At 70.8% G+C, this 18,792-nt stretch carries 15 protein-coding genes; 6 read left to right on the plus strand and 9 right to left on the minus strand.

What is annotated here, in order from left to right; translation table 11 throughout:
• Positions 1-32 precede the first annotated feature (32 nt).
• From OG974_RS14585 to OG974_RS14610, 6 genes are all read right to left on the minus strand, one after another.
• Positions 33-1,730: a carbohydrate-binding module family 20 domain-containing protein gene (locus tag OG974_RS14585; RefSeq protein ID WP_327283122.1), complete on the minus strand. Its 1,698-nt coding sequence runs from the start codon at positions 1,728-1,730 to the stop codon at positions 33-35.
• A gap of 987 nt (positions 1,731-2,717) precedes the next feature.
• A complete protein-coding gene (locus OG974_RS14590; RefSeq protein WP_327283123.1) occupies positions 2,718-3,734 on the minus strand; it encodes a LacI family DNA-binding transcriptional regulator in 1,017 nt (338 codons plus the stop codon).
• Positions 3,722-5,329 carry a glycoside hydrolase family 13 protein gene (locus OG974_RS14595; protein WP_327283124.1) on the minus strand — a complete coding sequence of 536 codons (1,608 nt, stop codon included), beginning with the start codon at positions 5,327-5,329 and terminating at the stop codon, positions 3,722-3,724. The genes OG974_RS14590 and OG974_RS14595 overlap by 13 nt, the downstream gene beginning before the upstream one ends.
• Before the next feature lie 74 nt (positions 5,330-5,403).
• Positions 5,404-6,282, minus strand: coding sequence for a carbohydrate ABC transporter permease (locus tag OG974_RS14600; RefSeq protein ID WP_327283125.1), 879 nt, complete (start codon positions 6,280-6,282; stop codon positions 5,404-5,406).
• 2 nt (positions 6,283-6,284) lie between these two features.
• Entirely contained in the window at positions 6,285-7,325 is a 1,041-nt protein-coding gene (locus OG974_RS14605; RefSeq protein ID WP_327283126.1) for a sugar ABC transporter permease, read from the minus strand.
• Positions 7,326-7,332: 7 nt separating this feature from the next.
• A complete protein-coding gene (locus OG974_RS14610) occupies positions 7,333-8,607 on the minus strand; it encodes an extracellular solute-binding protein (protein WP_328762531.1) in 1,275 nt (424 codons plus the stop codon).
• Between the two features lie 222 nt (positions 8,608-8,829).
• Between OG974_RS14610 and OG974_RS14615 the strand changes: the two genes are divergently transcribed.
• From OG974_RS14615 to OG974_RS14630, 4 genes are all read left to right on the plus strand, one after another.
• On the plus strand, positions 8,830-10,458 hold the full coding sequence (locus tag OG974_RS14615; RefSeq protein ID WP_371643365.1) for an alpha-amylase family glycosyl hydrolase: 1,629 nt from the start codon (positions 8,830-8,832) through the stop codon (positions 10,456-10,458).
• A gap of 26 nt (positions 10,459-10,484) precedes the next feature.
• Positions 10,485-11,534 carry a LacI family DNA-binding transcriptional regulator gene (locus OG974_RS14620; protein ID WP_327283129.1) on the plus strand — a complete coding sequence of 350 codons (1,050 nt, stop codon included), beginning with the start codon at positions 10,485-10,487 and terminating at the stop codon, positions 11,532-11,534.
• Positions 11,535-11,627: 93 nt separating this feature from the next.
• Positions 11,628-12,521 (plus strand): phosphatase PAP2 family protein, encoded by an 894-nt coding sequence (locus tag OG974_RS14625; RefSeq protein WP_327283130.1) that lies wholly within the window; start codon positions 11,628-11,630, stop codon positions 12,519-12,521.
• A 150-nt stretch (positions 12,522-12,671) separates the two neighbouring features.
• Positions 12,672-13,568: an immunity 49 family protein gene (locus OG974_RS14630; RefSeq protein WP_329313377.1), complete on the plus strand. Its 897-nt coding sequence runs from the start codon at positions 12,672-12,674 to the stop codon at positions 13,566-13,568.
• A gap of 179 nt (positions 13,569-13,747) precedes the next feature.
• Here OG974_RS14630 and OG974_RS14635 read toward each other — a convergent pair whose 3' ends face one another.
• From OG974_RS14635 to OG974_RS14645, 3 genes are read right to left on the minus strand one after another with little or no spacing between them, the layout of a single operon-like run.
• Positions 13,748-14,914 (minus strand): hypothetical protein, encoded by a 1,167-nt coding sequence (locus tag OG974_RS14635; RefSeq protein ID WP_327283132.1) that lies wholly within the window; start codon positions 14,912-14,914, stop codon positions 13,748-13,750.
• Positions 14,911-15,222, minus strand: a complete 312-nt coding sequence (locus OG974_RS14640) for a DUF397 domain-containing protein (protein WP_327283133.1) — start codon at positions 15,220-15,222, stop codon at positions 14,911-14,913. Before OG974_RS14640 ends, OG974_RS14635 begins: the two co-directional genes overlap by 4 nt.
• Entirely contained in the window at positions 15,219-16,067 is an 849-nt protein-coding gene (locus OG974_RS14645; RefSeq protein WP_371643368.1) for a helix-turn-helix domain-containing protein, read from the minus strand. Before OG974_RS14645 ends, OG974_RS14640 begins: the two co-directional genes overlap by 4 nt.
• A 407-nt stretch (positions 16,068-16,474) precedes the next feature.
• Between OG974_RS14645 and OG974_RS14650 the strand changes: the two genes are divergently transcribed.
• Positions 16,475-17,275 (plus strand): helix-turn-helix domain-containing protein, encoded by an 801-nt coding sequence (locus OG974_RS14650; RefSeq protein ID WP_328762539.1) that lies wholly within the window; start codon positions 16,475-16,477, stop codon positions 17,273-17,275.
• A 194-nt stretch (positions 17,276-17,469) separates the two neighbouring features.
• Positions 17,470-18,699: a hypothetical protein gene (locus OG974_RS14655; protein ID WP_328762541.1), complete on the plus strand. Its 1,230-nt coding sequence runs from the start codon at positions 17,470-17,472 to the stop codon at positions 18,697-18,699.
• Positions 18,700-18,792 lie beyond the last annotated feature (93 nt).

Raw genomic sequence — 18,792 nt, forward strand, 5'->3', positions numbered from 1 at the left:
CCGGGCGGCCCTGGTCTGTGGGGTGTGGTGTTTCAGTTGCGCCAGGTGTCGTTCAGCGCGACCTTGCCGCTCCCCGGGACGGTGGCGGTGCGGTTGGCCCCGCTCTCCCAGGTCACGTTCCCGGCGGCGTCCTTGCGCAGGTACTTGTACGAGAACGCGGTTCCGGCCGGCAGGGACACGTCGAGCTTCCAGACGGGGTAGGCCGCCAGGTCGAGCTTGAGGGCGCTGCCGATGTTCCAGCTGCCGAGCTCGGCGCGGTCCCCGGTGACGTATACGTTCTGCCCGGGGACGGTGGTGGCGTTGACGGCGAAGGCGGCGCCGGCGGAGTTCGCGGGCGTGCCGGTGCAGGTACGGGCGTTCACGTGCAGGGCGAGCGCGGTACCGGCACCGAGCGTGGCGGTGAACTGCCCGGTGGAGTTCACGGTGACCGTACGCCCGCTCTGCACGTCGCAGTAGTCGCCGGCCGCCAAGGAGGTCTGGAAGGTCCGGGTCAGGCCCGCCCCTTCGTGATTGATGGCGACGTAGGCCTTGTTGCCGCGCCCGAACGCGATCTGGTCGCCGCCGTTGTCCCACCAATCGGTGACGGCCTGACCGCGGGCCGCGTTGCGGAAGCCGACCATGGAGGAGATCTCGCGCCAGGCGTGCTGGCACTTCCACCCGTCGGAGTAACAGGCGTTCACCGTGCCGCCGTTCGGCGGGCCGGCGTCCTTGTCGGTCCACTCGTAGCCGGAGTGCACGTCGGGGGACCCGTACGGCCAGGCCAGCATGAAGACACTGGCCAGCGTGTAGGCGGAACCGTCCTTGTAGTTGAGGGTGTCGCCGCCGCGCTCGGTGTCGTGGTTGTCGACGAACACCCCGGCCTGCCCGCTCGGCATGTACCCCCAGGCCTCCCCGAAGTTCTTCAGGTAGGCGAGGTTCTCGTTCTGGAAGACCCGCTTGAGGTCCCGTGCGTAGCGGAACTCCTGCACGTCGCCGTTGCCCAGGTACTCGGAGGGCTGGACGGCCTCGCCGGCCCCGTAGATCGCCTCCTGCTTCCAGTACGCCCCCGGATTGCTCAGCCGGGACTTGATGTTGGCGAGGTCGGCGGCGGGCATGTGCTTGGCGGCATCGATCCGGAACCCGTCCACGCCCAGCGACAGCAGGTCGTTCAGGTACCCGGCGATCCGCCCGCGCACGTAGTCCTCGCCCGTGTCCAGATCGGCCAGCTGCACGAGCTCGCAGTTCTGCACGTTGGCCCGGTCCTGGTAATTCGAAATGGTCACGCGGCAGTCGTCCATGTCGGCGCCGGAGTAGATCCCGGGATAGCCGTACTTGGTATAGGACGAACCCCCGGTCCCGACGCCGTCGCCGGCGGCCATGTGATTGATGACGGAGTCCGCGACGACCTTCACTCCGGCCGCGTGACACGTGTCGACCATGGCCTTGAACGCGGCTCGGTCCCCCAGCCGCCCGGCGATCCGATAGCTGACGGGCTGGTAGGAGGTCCACCACTGCGACCCCTGGACGTGCTCCTGGGGCGGCGAGACCTGCACGTACCCGTACCCGGCCGGCCCGAGAGAATCCGTGCAGGCCTTGGCGACGGAGTCGAACCGCCACTCGAAGAGCACGGCGGTGACGTCCTTCCCCCCGGGCGCGGCGGCGACGGCCCGAGGCGCCTGCCCCGCGAGCCCGGCGGCGGCAAGTGCGGTGGCGGCGAAAAGAGTTGCAGCTCTGACGGCTCTGGCAGGCATGTGGGGGGCCTCCTGGCGGACGAGGTGGGGATGGCAGCGACCGTAGGGGCCAGGTATGAGGCCTGCAAGACTTTGCGCAAGAGATTGCAGAATTGTTTCCCCGACGTGTCCTCCCGGCCACCCGGGCCTGCCAGTTGACCCCCCGGCCCCGACGGGGCAGACCAGGCCGCGACGCCGACGGGCCGAGTTCGATCGCGTCGCGAGGCGACGGCGAGGTGCGTCGGAAGTTCTCGATCTACGTCCTCGCCCGGCTCGCCTCATCGGGCCGCCAGCCCGAGACCGCCGTCGGACGCCGTGCCGGGCGAAGCGCGTAGCGATCTGTCGCGCCTGGAGGCCGACCGGAGCCGTGCGCGCACCTGCGCGCTGCGCTGCTCCGGCTTGGCCCCGCCCCCGACCCGGGACTGCTGGCGCCGGACCCCTGACGGAGCCGTTCCCCTCCCTGCGCCGCATCCGGGCCGGGCTCGGGGGCGCCGGCAGCCCGGCTCCGGATGACGGAGCCGCCGGCCGGGATCTCTGATGGGTCCGCCCCTGGACGTGAACCTCCCGGCCGTTCCTTCGGGGGTTCCCGACGGTCTTTGGCATTCCGGGACGGGACGGGCGGTCAAGGGTGGCCGAAGGCCGTCGCGAAGCGACGCGAACGAAGAGAGCGCCCTTGACGGGCCGGCACGGCACGGCACGGCACGGAAGGACGGTGGACTGCCCGGACGCCCCCGGACACTCCACCGACACCGCTTGCCCGAAGCCGCCCGAGCCCGTCCGAGACGGGCTCGGCTTCCCGAAAGGTCCTGCGCCCCGCACTCCCCCCGGAAGGGCTCGGCTGCCCGGTGCCGGCCCCGCGCTCGCGGCCAAGACCTTCTGCGGTGGGGCGCGACGTCCGAAAACGAGACGGACAGCGGCGGCAACGGAACCCGGTACCCGCAGGGCAGCGCGGCTACGCCGACGGGGCCGCCCGGCGCCGGCCCCGCCCGCCCTGCTCCCCCGGCCGCTCTACTCGCCCGGCCCCTGTCCCGTCGAGCCCCGGACCACCAGTTCCGGTTGGAACACGTATTCCGTGCGCTGGACGGGGGTGCCGCCGACCGCTTCCAGGAGGGCTCCGACCGCGGCGGTCGCCATGGCGCGGACCGGCTGGCGGACCGTCGTCAGCGGCGGGTCCGTGAACGCGATCAGCGGCGAGTCGTCGAAGCCGACCACCGATACGTCCTCGGGTACCCGCAGCCCCCGTTCGCGGGCCGCGCGGATCACGCCGAGTGCCATCGGGTCGCTGCCGCACACGATGCCGGTGCAGCCGCGGTCCAGCAGGGCGCCGCCCGCGGCGTGGCCGCCTTCCACCGTGAACAGCGTGCGCTGGATCAGCCCCTCCTCCTCGGCCCCCGGCAGCGCGGCCTTGAACCCCTGCTCCTTGCGGGCCGACGGCACGTACCGGGTCGGCCCGATGGCCAGGCCGATCCGACGGTGTCCGAGGTCCTCAAGGTGACGGACGGCCATGTCGGCGGCCGCCCGGTCGTCCGGGGAGATGAACGGGGCGTTGACGTGTTCGTTGAACCCGTTGATGAGGACGAAGGGGACACCGCGGGAGGACAGCCGCTGGTAGCGGGAGGGGTCCAGGGTCGAGTCGGAGTGCAGGCCGGACAGGAAGACGATCCCGGTGACCCCGCGTTCCTCCAGCTGCTCGACCAGTTCGTCCTCGGTGGCTCCGCCCGGTGTTTGGGTGCACAGCACCGGTGTGTACCCGTGGCCGGCCAGTGCCTGCTCTATGACCTGTGCGAACGCGGGAAAGATGGGGTTGGTGAGCTCCGGGATGAGGAGTCCCACCAGCCCGTTGCTGCGGCGGCGCAGCCGCACGGGCCGCTCGTAGCCGAGCAGGTCCATGGCGGCCAGCACCTTGTGCCGGGTGCCGGCCGCCACGCCCGCCTTGCCGTTGAGCACACGGCTGACCGTCGCCTCGCTGACCTCGGCCTGCGCGGCGATGTCCGTCAGCCGGAGGGGGGAGGTCACACCTGCCACCACACCGCCGTGTCGGCGGGCAGCGTGCCCGGGTCGGCCAGCTCGGCGCTGGCGAGCAGGACGGCGGTGCCCCGGGCCGGCATCCGTACCGGCTCGCCCGTCGTGTTGACGGTGCAGACGAACTCGCCGCGGCGGAAGGCCAGGACGCCCTCCGGCGCCTCCAGCCACTGCACTGCGTCGCCCGCGCCCAGGTCGGCCCGCTCGCGGCGGATCCGCAGCGCCGCCCGGTACAGCTCCAGGGTGGAGGCGGGGTCGCCGGTCTGGGCGGCCACGCTCAGGCCGGCCCATTCGGCGGGCTGCGGCAGCCAGCTGCCGCCGTCGCCGAAGCCGTACGGGGCCTGGTCGCCGGACCACGGGATCGGTACGCGGCAGCCGTCGCGCAGTCCGTCCTGGCCGTTCTCCTTGAAGAAGGACGGGTCCTGGCGGACCTCGTCGGGCAGGTCGACGACCTCGGGCAGGCCGAGCTCCTCGCCCTGGTAGACGTACGCGGACCCGGGCAGCGCCAGCATCAGCAGCGCGGCGGCCCGCGCCCGGGCCAGGCCCTGCGCCCCGCCCCCGTACCGCGTCACGTGCCGTACGACGTCGTGGTTGGACAGCACCCAGGTCGTCGGGGCGCCGACCGGCCGCATCGCGTCGAGCGATTCGTCGATGGCGCCGCGCAGCGCGGCCGCGTCCCAACCGGTGGTCAGGTAGTGGAAGTTGAAGGCCTGGTGCAGTTCGTCGGAGCGCAGGTAGAGCGCGGTGCGGTCGGCGCTCGGGGTCCAGGCCTCGGCGACGCCGATGCGGTCGCCGGCGTACTCGTCGAGGACGGTCCGCCAGGAGCGGTAGATCTCGTGCACTCCGTCCTGGTCGAAGAAGGGCAGCACCTGGTTGCCGAGCAGCTTGAGCTGTTCGTCGCGGCCGAGGTCGGGCAGGCCGGGGGCCTTGACGAGGCCGTGGGCGACGTCGATGCGGAAGCCGTCGACGCCCAGGTCCAGCCAGAACCGCAGGACCGACCGGAACTCGTCCTGGACGGCAGGGTGCTCCCAGTTGAAGTCGGGCTGCTCGGGAGCGAACAGGTGCAGGTACCACTCGCCGTCGGCCACCCGCGTCCACGCCGGCCCGCCGAAGATCGACTCCCAGTCGTTCGGGGGCTCGGAGCCGTCCGCGCCGCGGCCCGGGCGGAAGTGGAAGCGCTCGCGCAGCGGGGTGCCGGGGCCTTCCCGCAGTGCCTGCTTGAACCATTCGTGCTGGTCGGAGCAGTGGTTGGGGACGAGGTCCACGATGATGCGCAGGTCCAGCCGGTGCGCTTCACGAATGACGGCGTCGGCGTCGTGCAGGGTGCCGAACATGGGGTCGATGGCCCGGTAGTCGGCGACGTCGTAGCCGGCGTCGGCCTGCGGGGAGGCGTAGAAGGGGCTGAGCCAGACGGCGTCGACGCCCAGCTCCTTGAGGTAGGGCAGTCGGCTGCGGATGCCTTCGAGGTCCCCCATGCCGTCCCCGTTGGAGTCGGCGAAGCTGCGCGGATAGACCTGGTAGATCACCGCTTCTCTCCACCAACCGGGCAGGGTGCTGCCGGCCGGGGTGGGGAGCGTTTCGGCGAGGTGCTGGGTCATGTCGTCCTTGAAGAGATCGGGCCGGGGGTGTGTGGGGGCGGGCGCCGGGTGGTCAGCCCGTGGTCGCGAGGGGGTCAGCCCTTGGTCGCGCCCGCCGTCATCCCGGCGACGAGGTGACGCTGGGCGAAGAGGAAGAAGATGGCCGCGGGGATGGCGATGAGGACGGAAGCGGCACTCATCGCACCCCAGTTGGAGGTGTACTGCGTGACGAAGGTCTGCAGGCCTCCGGCGAGGGTGAGGTGCTCGTCCCCGACCATGAAGGCGGAGGCGTAGGCGACTTCGCCCCACGCGGTGATGAAGGAGTAGAAGCCGGTGACGGCGAGGCCGGGCTTGGCCAGCGGGAGGATGAGGCGCCAGAAGGTGCCGAAGGGGTTGAGCCCGTCGACGCGTCCGGATTCGTCGATCTCGATCGGGATCGTGTCGAAGAAGCCCTTCATCATCCAGGCGCAGAACGGCACGGCGATGGTGAGGTACGTGATGATCAGGCCGAGCGGCTGGTTGAGCAGTCCGAGCTGTCCCATGAGGTTGTAGAGCGGGACGATGAGGATGGCCATGGGGAACATCTGCGTGATGAGCAGGGTCCACATCAGCGGCTTCATGCCGGGGAACTTGAACCGGCTGACGGCGTAGCCGGTGGTGGCGGCGATGAACACACCGAGGACGGTGGTGATGCCGGCCACGAGCACGGAGTTGCCGAACCAGCTGAGGAACGAGGTCGACTCCAGCAGGTACCGGTAGTTGTCGAAGGTCGGTTCCTTCACGAAGTCCGTGGAGATCGCGTGCTTCGCGGGCTTGATGGAGGTCAGCAGGACCCACAGCACCGGGAAGACGGCGATCACGGACGCGACGATCAGGGTGGCGTGCAGGCCGGTGGAGGCGAGCGCCGAGCGCTGCCCCCTGACGCGCGGGGTGCGCGAGGTGCCCGGGGCATCCGGGGTACGCGAGGTCGTCATGGTCACCACACCTCTCCCTGCTTGCGCAGCGAGCGCCGGTAGACCAGCGCGAAGATCATGAGTAGGGCGAGGATCAGCACGCCCCAGGTGGCGGAGCCCGCGAAGTCGCGCGGACTGGCCACGAAGGCCTCGCGGAAGGCCTGGGTCACCAGGATCTCGGTGGAGTCGCCCGGTCCGCCCCGCGTCAGCAGGAAGATCACCGGGAACATGTTGAAGGTCCAGATGGTGGAGAGCAGGATCACGGTCATGCTCACCGTGCGCAGTCCGGGCAGGGTGATGTGCCGGAACCGCTGCCAGGCCGTGGCACCGTCCATCTCGGCGGCTTCGTAGAGCTCTGCCGGGATGGACTGCAGTCCGCCGAGCAGGGCCACCATCATGAAGGGGACGCCGAGCCAGACGTTGACGGCGACGACCGAGAACTTCGCCCAGGTCGGGTCGTCGAGCCACGGGACGGCGGAGATGCCGCCGCCGTCGAGGATCTTGTTGAGGATGCCGCTGTCGCGGTTGAAGAGGAACCGCCAGGCGAAGACGGACACGAAGCCGGGGACGGCCCAGGGCAGGATGAGCGCCATCCGGTAGGCGGCGCGGCCCCGGAAGTCCCGGTTGAGCATGTTGGCCAGGGCCAGTCCGAGCGTGAAGGTGATCGACACGCACAGGACGGTCCAGGCGACGGTCCACACCAGCCGCTGCAGGAACACCGGGTCGGCCAGGACGTCCGCGTAGTTGTCGAGGCCGACGAACTTGTACGTGGCCTCGATGTGGTTGGCGCCGATGGTACGGGCGACATTGCGCTCGTTGGCGTCGGTCATCGACAGGTAGACGCCGCGGAAGAGCGGCCAGCCGATGATGACGGCGAGGACGAGCACCACCGGGGCGACCATGGCCCAGGCGTACCAGTGGGTGGCGAGGGCACGCCTCAGTCCGCCCCTGGTCCTGCCGGGGGCCTTGCTGTCAGTCCTGCGGCTCCGGCCGCGGGCGGCGACGGTGTCTTCTCCGTCGCTGCCCGCGGCCTTCACCACCGACTGGCTGGTGTCAGCAGCCATCGTCTTGTTACTTCCAGCCCTTGAGGATCTTGCGGAACTCGACGCCGGCCGCCTTGGCCGCGTCCTCCGGGCTCGACGCCCCGGTGACCGCCTTGGTGTATTCGACCTTCAGCGGCTCGAAGAGGGAGCCGTTCTCCGGGATCCAGGCGCGCTCGACGGCCTTGTCCACGGCCGGCTTGAAGAACTGGACCATCTCGCTGGACTTGACGTCCGGCTGCTCGTACGCGGCGGTCCGGGTCGGGAGCAGGCTGAGGTCCTTGGTGGACTGCACCTGCACGTCCTGCGAGGTCATGTACTCGACGAAGGCGTGCGCGGCGGCGCGGTTCTTGGAGCCGGCGTAGACGGCGAGGTCGTGGCCGCCCTGCGGGGCGCCGGCCTTGACGGAGCCGGCCGGGACGGCGGCGACGCCGAGGTTGGCCTTGTCCTTGAACTGGTCGCCGGCGTAGGTGTCGGCGACGGCCCACGGACCGTTGATCATCATCGCGGCTTCGCCGGTCTTGAAGGCGGTCTGCATGTTGACGTAGCCGTCGGTGGCGTTGGTGATCGCCGCGCCGGAGGAGACCAGGTCACGGGCGGTCTTGAACGCCTTGACGCCGGCGGGGTTGTCGACGGTGACCGTCTTGTTCTTCGCGTCGACCAGGTCGCCGCCCTCGCCGTAGATGAAGGGCAGGAACCAGTACGAGTCGTCGCCGCGCAGGTAGAGGCCGGCCTTGCCGGTCTTCGCCTTGATCGCGGCGGCGGCGGTCTTCAGCTCCTCCAGGGACTTGGGGGGCTGGACGCCGGCGTCCGCGAGCATCTTCTTGTTGTAGAAGAGGCCGAGGGTGTCGATGACCTGCGGGACGGCGTAGGTCTTGCCCTCGAACTTGCCGCTGGCCGCGGCCTGGGGCAGGAACTCGGCGTCGACCTTCTTGGCCGTCTCGGCCGGAACCTCGTCGAGGTAGCCGAGCGAGGCGAAGTCGGCGACCCAGCCGACGTCGGCGCGGATCACGTCAGGGGCTTCGGAACCGCTGCTGAAGGCGTTCTTGACCTTGTTCTGCGCGTCGCCGTACGGGACGTTGACGTACTTGACGGTGACCTTCGGGTGCTTCGCGGTGAACGCCTCGGCGATCTTCTGGAAGCTGGCCTTCTCGGCGTCGTTCGAGGTGTCCCACCACGTGACCGTGCCGGAAAGCTCCCCGCCGGCCTTGGTCTCGCCACTGTCACCCTTGGTGTCACCGCCGCAAGCCGTCGCCGCGAGCGCCAGGGTCGCGACCAGCGCGGTGGCCGCTATGCCACGCCGCATATGAACTCCTTCGATGATCCCGGCCGCGCCCTCGCGGTCCCGAGTTGCAGGGAACGTAACAAGCCTGAAAGCCGACCGAAAGAGCTTGCGGCAATTTTCTGCAAGCGAGGCCGATCGTTACATCCGTGTGTCCTGAAGGTTGCCACTACTTGCTGGTTGTTCGAACTTCCTTCGGGTCGTCAGGCCCGCAACCAGGGGGCATGTACCCGCGTTGGGACCGGTATGACCCATGAGCTGACCGCGTCCCGGCTTGCAAGCGCTTCCAGCAAGGCCACCGCAAGCGGCGGCTGGTGGCGCGATGCCGTCATCTACCAGGTGTACGTCCGCTCCTTCGCGGACAGCGACGGCGACGGCATCGGTGACCTCCGCGGGGTGCGCGCGCGCCTGCCCCATCTGGCCCGGCTCGGGGTCGACGCCGTCTGGCTCACCCCCTTCTACCTCTCCCCGCAGGCCGACGGCGGCTACGACGTCGCCGACTACCGGGCGGTCGACCCGCTCTTCGGGGACCTCTCCGACGCGGACGAGCTCGTCCGGGGCGCCCACGCGCTCGGCCTGCGGGTCATCGTCGACGTCGTGCCCAACCACACCTCCGACCGGCACGCCTGGTTCCGGGAGGCCCTCGCCGCCCCCGCCGGCCACGCCGCCCGGGACCGGTACCACTTCCGCCCCGGCCGAGGAGCCGCCGGCGAGCTGCCGCCCAACGACTGGGAGTCCGTCTTCGGCGGCCCCGCCTGGACCCGGACCCCGGACGGTGCGTGGTACCTACACCTGTTCGCGCCCGCGCAGCCCGACCTGAACTGGGAGCACCCCGAGATCGCGGAGGAGTTCGCCTCCGTCCTGCGCTTCTGGCTCGACCTGGGCGTCGACGGGTTCCGCGTCGACGTCGCCCACGGCATGGTCAAGGCCCCCGGCATGCCCGACATCGGCCGCGGCGCCCAGGCCACCTTGATCGGCACCGAACCGCTCCCCTTCTTCGACCAGGACGGCGTGCACGAGATCCACCGCTCCTGGCGGCGGCTGCTCGACTCCTACGAGGGCCCGCGCATCGGCGTCGCGGAGGCGTGGGCGCCGACCTCCGAGCGGCTCGCCCTGTACGTCCGGCCCGACGAGCTGCACCAGGCCTTCAATTTCCGCTTCCTGAACTGTCCCTGGGACACCCGCGCGATGCGGACCGTCATCGACGAGTCCCTGGCCGCCACCGCCTCCGTCGGCGCCCCGACGACCTGGGTGCTGTCCAACCACGACGTCGTACGGCACGTGACGCGGTACGGGGGCGGGGCGCAGGGCCTGGCCCGGGCGCGGGCCGCCGCGCTGCTGATGCTGGCGCTGCCCGGGTCCGCGTACGTCTACCAGGGCGAGGAGCTCGGCCTGCCCGAGGTCGTCGACCTGCCCGACGAGGTCCGCCAGGACCCGTCCTTCGTCCGCTCCGCCGGGCAGGACGGACTGCGCGACGGCTGCCGGATCCCGCTGCCCTGGTCCGGCGAGGAGCCCCCGTACGGTTTCGGGCCGGCCGGCAGCTGGCTCCCGCAACCCGCCGACTGGGCTCCGCTCAGCGTCGCCGCCCAGACCGGCGACCCGCATTCCACCCTGGAGCTGTACCGGGCCGCGCTGGAGCTGCGCCGCGCGCTACCCGGCCTGGGCTCCCCCGATGCCGGCCCGCTGACCTGGCTGCCCGCGCCCGACGGCGTCCTGCTGTTCACCCGGCCCGGCTTCGCCTGCACCCTCAACAGCCGCTCCGATCCCCTCGAACTTCCCTCACCGGGGCGGCCCGTACTTTCCAGCGCGCCGGTGGAGACGGACGGCCGGACCGTGCTGCTTCCCTCGGATTCGTGCACGTGGTGGGCGTTGTGAGGGGGGAGCCGGTACAGTCCAATCCCGTGACCGCACGGCTAGCCGACATCGCAGCCCAGGCGGGGGTCAGCGAAGCCACAGTCAGCCGCGTGCTCAACGGCAAGCCCGGTGTGGCCGCAGGCACCCGAGAGTCCGTGCTGGCCGCGTTGGACGTCCTCGGCTACGAGCGTCCCGTCAAGCTGCGCCAGCGCAGCGCCGGCCTCGTCGGCCTGATAACCCCGGAACTGGACAACCCCATCTTCCCGGCGCTCGCCCAGGTCATCGGCCAGGCTCTGACCCGGCAGGGGTACACCCCGGTACTGGCCACGCAGACGCCCGGTGGGTCCACCGAGGACGAGCTCACCGAGATGCTGGTCGACCGCGGGGTCTCCGGCATCATCTTCGTCTCCGGGCTGCACGCCGACACGACCGCCGACATGGGCCGCTACGACCAACTCCGCGGGCAAGGGGTTCCGTACGTCCTGATCAACGGGTTCTCCGACAAGGTGCAGGCTCCCTTCGTCTCCCCCGACGACCGCGCCGCGATGCAGCTCGCCGTGACCCACCTGACCGCGCTCGGGCACACCCGGATCGGGCTCGCGGTGGGCCCCAAGCGCTTCGTGCCCGTCCTGCGCAAGATCGAGGGCTTCCGGCTCGGGATGAAGGAACGGCTCGGCCTGGACGAGGCCGAGGTCGAGGAGCTCATCCAGCACTCGCTGTACACCCTGGAGGGCGGGCAGGCCGCCGCGTCCGCGCTCATCGCCCGCGGCTGCACGGCCGTCGTCTGCGCCAGCGACATGATGGCGCTCGGCGCGATCCGGGCGGCCCGGCAGCAGGGGCTGCGGGTGCCGCAGGACGTCTCGGTCGTCGGCTTCGACGACTCCCCCCTCATAGCGTTCACCGATCCGCCGCTGACCACCATCCGGCAGCCCGTGCAGGCCATGGGGCAGGCGGCCGTCCGCACGCTCCTGGAGGAGATCGGGGGTACCCCGGCCCCCCACAGCGAGTTCGTGTTCCTGCCCGAACTGGTGGTCCGCGGCTCCACCGCCTCCGGCCCGCAGCTGGGGGCACCTCCCGGCCGGAGGCAGGGGCAGTAGGGGAACGTCTCGTCCCCGAGGGTGAGGGGCTGCGCCGTAGACCCTCCGGAGGGATGATCGAAGGCGAGAGTGCATCTGGCAGACTCTTTCCCCATGGGTGAAGCGAGCGTGAAGACACTGGAAACCCGAACGGAAGTCTCGTCACCCCCCGTGACCGAGAGTGAGACCCGTCCGGGAGATCAGCGCGCGCTCCTGCCCCGGCTGCGCGCCCCGCGCCGGCCGCGGATCTGGTTCGAGGTCTTGCTCATCGGGGTCAGCTACTGGACGTACTCGCTCATCCGCAACGCGGTTCCCGAGCAGAAGGCGGTCGCCCTCGCGAACGCCGACTGGCTGTGGGACCTCGAACGCACCCTCGGCATCGCCGTGGAGCAGTCGGTCAACCACGCCGTCAACTCGGTGACGTGGCTCATCGTCGGCATGAACTACTACTACGCCACGCTCCACTTCATCGTGACCATCGGCGTCCTGGTGTGGATCTACCGCTTCCATCCGGGGCGGTACGCGGCCACCCGCATGATCCTCTTCGCCACCACGGGCGTGGCCCTGCTCGGCTACTTCTTCTACCCGCTCGCGCCGCCGAGGCTGATGAACGGGGGGCACTTCGTCGACACCGTGCTGGTCCACCACACCTGGGGCTCCATGGCCTCCGGCAACCTCAAGCACATGTCGAACCAGTACGCCGCCATGCCCTCCATGCACATAGGGTGGTCGCTCTGGTGCGGGCTGACGATCTTCGCGGTCGCCTCCGCCCCCTGGGCCCGGATCCTGGGCCTGCTCTATCCGGCGGCCACGCTCGTGGTGATCGTGGCCACCGCCAACCACTTCTGGCTGGACGCGGCGGGCGGCATGCTCTGCCTCGCGTTCGGTTACACCGTCTCCCGCGCCTGGTACGGCTCGCTCCCCCACCGCCTGCCCCGTCACCCGGAGACCACGGACCCCCACCCGGCGACGGCCGCCCTCCTGAACCGCTTCCGCGCCGGCCGCTGACCCGGGCCGCGGGTCGTCCCGAGGGGCCCGCAGCCGTGATCGACCGGCCACCCACCGTGCGCAGCCGGTGCCCCCGCGTGCCCCGTCCGCCCGTTGTCAGCGGGCGTTGCTAGCGTGCGCGTCGCAAGGTGAAACGATCAAGGAGTCGGCGTGCAGGACGTGAAGCGGCACGAGGTCAGCGAGCACCGGACGTCCCAGGCACTGGCGGACGTCACCGGACGGACCTACGACCACTGGCACGGGCTGCGGTACGGGGGGAGGCTGTCCCTGAAGGGGCTCCACGAGACCCGCGACGACCTCCTCGACCACGTCGGCGCGCAGACGCTGACGGACCCCGAGCTGAGCGGAGCCGTCGTACGCCGTGCGCTGCGGACGGCCGCCGAATGCGCGCTCGGGGAACTCTCCCTCGGTTGCTTCCCCGACGGCGACTTCGAGGTGCCCCTCCCGCTGCTCGACGAGGAGCTCAGCAGCATGGACATCTCCTTCGGTGACGCCGTCGACCAGGCGCCCACCGCCCGGACCTGGCTGGACGCGTTCGCGCTGTGCGTGGTCAGCGGGGCGGTGCGGGAGCGGGACCGGGTGATCGGGCTGCTGCTGCGGAGTGACTTCGCGCCCGCCCTCCACGACGGCGTGCCCTACTCGCCGCTCGACTCGCACTCCGACCCGGCCGAACTCGCCGAGATGGACGCGCTGTGCCTCTACCTCACCCCGGCGGCCGGGCACCTGCCGCGGGACTGGCCGGACGCGACCCTGTGCGAGCCCGACGCCGCCGAGCGCGCGGAGGCGGCCCGCCGGCTGGACGCCCTCGGTGTGCTCACGCCGGACCAGCGGCTGCTGCGCGTGCTCCTCGACGACGACCAGCCCGCCTTCGAACGCGCCCTGGCCGGGAACCTCACCGACCACCGCGAGGGCGCCCGCCCCGACGCGGCCCCCCGCACCCTGCTCCCGACCGGCACGATCGCCGTGGCGGCGCTCGCCGTCCAGGTCCACGGCTGGCAGCTCGGCGTCACCTCCGCCTACCTCCCGCAGAGCCTGCTGAACGCCTGACCGTCGCCCCCTCCGGCTAGCGCCGGCCGGAACTTCCTGCCGTACGTGATCCGGCCGCCCGACATCGTGAGCCGGATCGGGGACTCGGCCGGCTCGTCCGGGGCGGTGCCCACGGGGTCCATGGCCCGTCACCCGCTGCTCCCCCTCTCCCCCGGGGGCGAAACGGCCTGAGGAGGCCGTCAGTGGGGACGCGCTGCGTGCGGCCCCCGCCATCTCCGCAGCAGTCCCCGCCGGGCGGAGGGCACGGGCGCCCGTACGGGGCCGTCCGCGCTCGGTCCGATCCGTTCCAGGGCCTCGGTGAGGGTGCGGACGTAGGTCTCGTCGGCCAGGATCCGTCGGCTCTCGAAGGGGTGGCCGAGGCGTTCCCCGGAGGCCAGGATCCTGCGGAGCAGGGGCGCCGCCGCGGCGGCCGGGGCGCCGATCTCCCCGAGGCGGCGCACAGCCTCCCGGGTCGGCAGGGCCGGGTTCCCGGTCCAGTCCGGGTCCACGGCCGCCAGCAGCACCGGCACGGCGGGCTCCGGGTCTCCGGTGATCCGCCAGTGCGCGTGGGCCGCGGCGACCCGGGTCCACCCGCCGGGCGAGTCCATCAGGCCGCGCACGGTGTCCGCGTATTGGGCGGCCAACGGGCCGAGATCCGCGAGGAAGGGCAGGCCGTGGCTCCCGGTCCCGGACCCCACGGCCGCGCCGCACACGTCGAGGGCGAGCGCGGGGTCGCCGGTGACCTTCCAGTGCGCCCAGGCGGCCCGCCGCGGATGGTGGCGGCCCGCGAGCCCGGCGCGACCGGTCGCGAAGTCGGCCAGCCGGTCCGCGGCGACGGCCGCCGCGGGACCGATCCGGCCGAGGACGCGCAGGGCGTCGTAGGCGTACGGCGTCTCCAGGTACCGGACCACCTCGGGCACGGCGGGCGCGGCGGCCGGACCCCAGGAGGCGAGGAGTTCGAGCGTGAAGGTGCTCGCGTGGTACGGCGGCGGCTCCTGCCGCAGGACGGTCCGCATCGTCGGGAGCAGCTCCGCGGCGGGCAGCCCGGCCAGGGTGCGGGCGTGCGCGCGGTCGGACGGGAGGTGGTTCTCCTCCCCGAGGCGCCGCAGGGCGGGCAGCGCCCGGGCGTCGCCCATCCCTGCGAGCGCGAGCGCGAGTTCCTCCACGCTCCCGAGCCGCTTGTCGAGGGCCTCGGCCATCAGATCGGCATGGGCGGAGATGGCGGAGCCGGCCTGGGCCACCGCCTTGTTGGCGTCCCAGCTGTGGCACGTCCCGTCGCAGACGGCCGCGACGACGACTTCCCAGCACTCCGGATCGGGCCGCCGGTAGCGGAACACCGCCTTGACGGCCGAACCCAGTGTTCTCACGCGGTCGCGTAGCTGACGAAGCCGTTCCAGGCGGCCGGGGTGACGGCCAGGCGGGCGTGCTCGGGACGCTTGGAGTCCCGGACGAGGACGGTCCCGGGGATCCGGGCGACCTCGACGCACTCGGGTCCGTCGTTGGTGCTGTAGCTGCTCTTGGTCCAGGCGACCTCGACGCAGTCAGCCCCGTCAGCGGTGCTGTAGCTGCTCTTGGTCCAAGCCACTTCGATGCAGTTGGGTCCGTCGTTGGTGCTGTAGCTGCTCTTGACCCACGTCAGTGCGGAGAGGCCCTCAGCCGACGGCTTGATGCTCATGTCTCCCCCAGTACCTTCTCGATGAACGTCAAAGATTCGCGAGGCGTCAGAGCCTGTGCTCGGATCATGCCATAGCGCATGTCCAGGACCTGGACCTCTTTGGGTTCAGTGATCAAGCGGCTGACCAGCTGAACTTCGTTGTGCCCAACGGTCTTTCCGTCCTTGAGGCGCATGACCGTGAGGGATCCGGCGAGGCCTGCATGCTCCTCGACGGCGGTGGGCATCACCTGGATCTCAACGTTGCGCAACTGGCCGACCTCCAGCAGGTGCTCCAGTTGGCGGCGCAGCACCATCTTGCCCCCGACAGGCCGTCGGAGGACAGCCTCTTCCTGCACGACGGTCAGCAACGGGGCCGGATGTCGTCGGAGGATGTCCTGGCGCGCCACCCTCGCCGCGACCAGACGTTCGGTCTGGTCCTCCGAGTAGGCTGGGCGCCTCACCGCGTAGAGGGCACGGATGTACTCCTCGGTCTGAAGCAAGCCCGGGACCACGCCGTTGTCGTAGGACCCGATCTCCACCGCCTCGGATTCCAACTTGGCCAGATCCCGGACCTTCTTGGGGTAGCGGGCCTTTTCGACATCCACCTTCATCGCGGCGATCTTTCCGCCCGCACCGAGAACCTCGTCCGCCTTGTCCAGGAACTCCGGACGCGGAATGCGGGTGCCACTCTCGATCTTACGGGTCAGGTCCGCCCCGTAACCCATTTGTTCAGCGAAATCGGATCGGTCGATTCCGGCCGCCTCCCGCCACATTTTCAACTGGCGTCCCACCGCCGCGACGACCGCCACGGATTCGTCCTCCGGGTCGAGCGCCCAGCTCGACTCATCGGCGCCCTCTGCGCTCACTGCCACCTCCGTTGGCCTGCAACTCCGTTCAGGCTACGCACGGGTGACCACGCCGAGTCACGTGAATCAGGAAATCCGTTTTCACCGGATCGAGGTCTCCACGACCCGGTGGGCCAATATCCGGAACCGCCCGACATCTAAAGACAAACAACCGGGGGAAATGACCTCTCCTAACCTCCCCCCTCCCCCTCTCACTCGGACGGGTGAATCGCCCCAACCCGGCTGGCGCATATGGCAATTCGCCGGGCAGTCTGTCTCTCGACAACCCCATAAACGCGAACGGCCCCCGTACGGGACGGCAATCCCGGCCGAGGGCCTCGCCGCTGAGGAAGCAGGACCTTCCCGTGGCTGAACAGCAGCTTAGCGCGCCCTCGCGCGCTCCGTACCGCATTCCGAGGCCCGGTGTCATGCACGAGAAAGACCGGCAGCCCGAGCGCTACGTCAAGATCGGCAACCACCTCGCCCAGCACCGCGAGTTGAGCCTGACGGCGATCGGCCTGTCCACGTACATCCAGTCCCTGCCCACCGGCGCCGATGTGTCGATCAAGGCCCTGGCGCAGCGGTTCACCGAGGGCGAGACCCGCATCGCTTCGGCCCTGCGGGAACTGGAAGCCCACGGTTACCTCTCCCGCACCCGGGAGCGGCTGCCTTCGGGACAGATCGTCACCCGTACGGTGTCGTACAACAACCCTCCCGCCAGGCGGCTGAAAGCGGCGGAGCGCCCTGTCCAGCCCCCGGCAACGGCACCCGCGCCGGCCCGGACGGAGGTTCCGGACCCCGACCCGGAACCTGAGCCGGGACCCGGACCCGAACCGGCCCCGGCGGTTCCGGAGATCGAGCTCCAGGCCCGGGAGTTGCTGGCCCGGCTGCGGCTGCGCGATCCCCGGCTGGTGCTGTCCGAGCGCGACACGGTGAGGCTGGCGCCCGCCGCAGCCGCATGGCTGGAGCGCGGGCTGACCCCGAGCGCCGTCGCCACCGTCCTGACCCGCACCTTGCCGATGACCCCGATCCACTCCCCTGCGGGGCTGCTCGCCCACCGCCTGCGGGAGCTGGTCCCGCCCCGGCTGCCGGCCCCACGGGCGGCGCACCCCGTACCGCCCGACCGCGAGATCCATCCCCTCCGTACCTGCGACGGCTGCGACCGCGCCTTCCGCTCCCCCACCCCCGGCCACTGCCGGGGCTGCGCCCCGTCGGCCGACGCCGCTTAGCGCGACATCGTTCCCCGTACGCCGATCCAAACACAGCCGCAGGTCCCCCCTAACGGGCGAACGTAGCGCTGCGTAATCGACTATCACGCTCCGTGCGCACATGATGAGTCGGCACCACTCATCACCCCGCACCGCCGCGCGTCCGGCCCGCCCGGACTGCCGAGCCGTGCGCGCAGATCAGAAGGAGATATCCCATGCCCTCGGCCCAGAACGACAAGGACGCCCAGGCGGAACAGATCAGCGGAAGCCTGATCGCAGCGGCACCGCTGAGTTCGCCGCCGCCCGTCCAGGTCCCGGTGCACCAGCGCGACACGGAATGGGAGCTGCCGAACGGCTTCGCCTGGGTCTACTACGGCGAGGGCACCGACTCCGTCCGGAAGCCGGTGATCATGGCTGACGGCTTCAACCTCGGCCGAAGCGATCTGCAGTGGCTCGCCCAGGGCCTGGACGGCGGGGAGTACAAGTTCCTGACCGAACTGCGCAAGCAGGGGCGCACCGTGATCCTGGTCGGGTTCGACGAGCGCACCGCGCCGATCCAGGAGAACGCCGAAACCGTGATGGCCGCGATCCAGCGGACCCTCGGGGAGCGCGTCGGTGACGACCGGCTGACCGTCGGCGGCTTCAGCATGGGCGGCCTGATCACCCGCTACGCGCTGGCCAAGCTGGAAATGCGGCGGATGGACCACCAGGTCGGGCTGTACTTCTCCTACGACACCCCGCACCGCGGCGCCGTGATCCCGATCGGACTGCAGGCGTTCGCGCACTTCATCCCGCAGGGAAACGACTTCGCACGGCAGATGAACAGCCCGGCGGCCCGGCAGATGCTCTGGCGCCACTACAACAGCGAGACCGGCAAGAACGAGATCGACCCGCTGCGCACCGAGCTGCTGGCCGAGTTGGACCACATGGGCGGCTGGCCGCGGATCCCGCGCACGATCGCGGTGGCCAACGGCACCGGCGACGGCATGGGCCTCAGCATTCCGCCCGGCGAGATGGCGCTGAAGAGCACCGGCCTGATCGCCTTCCCCGGCACGACCTTCTACGCCCAGGCCTCCGGCAACAACGTCACGGTCGCCGAGCTGAAGCGGCTGTTCCCGCCCGCCTCGAAGCCGGTCACCACCAGCGGCTTCCCCGAGCTGGACGGCGCACCGGGCGGCACCCTCGCCTCCTACAAGATCGTGGCGGACGAGCTGGTGGCGAAGGGCGGCAAGGTCGACCTGCGGCACGAGGCCATCTGCTTCGTCCCGACCGTCAGCGCGGTGGCGATCCGCGACATCGACAAGCAGGAGGACCTGTACGCGAAGGTCGCCACCCTCGACCCGAACGAGAGCGAGGTGGACGAGTTCTTCTGGTCCTCGACCACCACCCCGCACACCGCGATCACCCGAGAACTGTGTCAGTGGATCATCAAGCGGCTTCCGTAATGACGCCACGCCGTCACCGCTGGTCCAGCCGATGATCCAGCCGCCCGCCCCGGACCTCTCTGCGCCGGGCGGGCGGCCTCGCGGCGCGCCGGC

Source organism: Streptomyces sp. NBC_00597, from assembly GCF_041431095.1.
Lineage (GTDB): Bacteria > Actinomycetota > Actinomycetes > Streptomycetales > Streptomycetaceae > Streptomyces.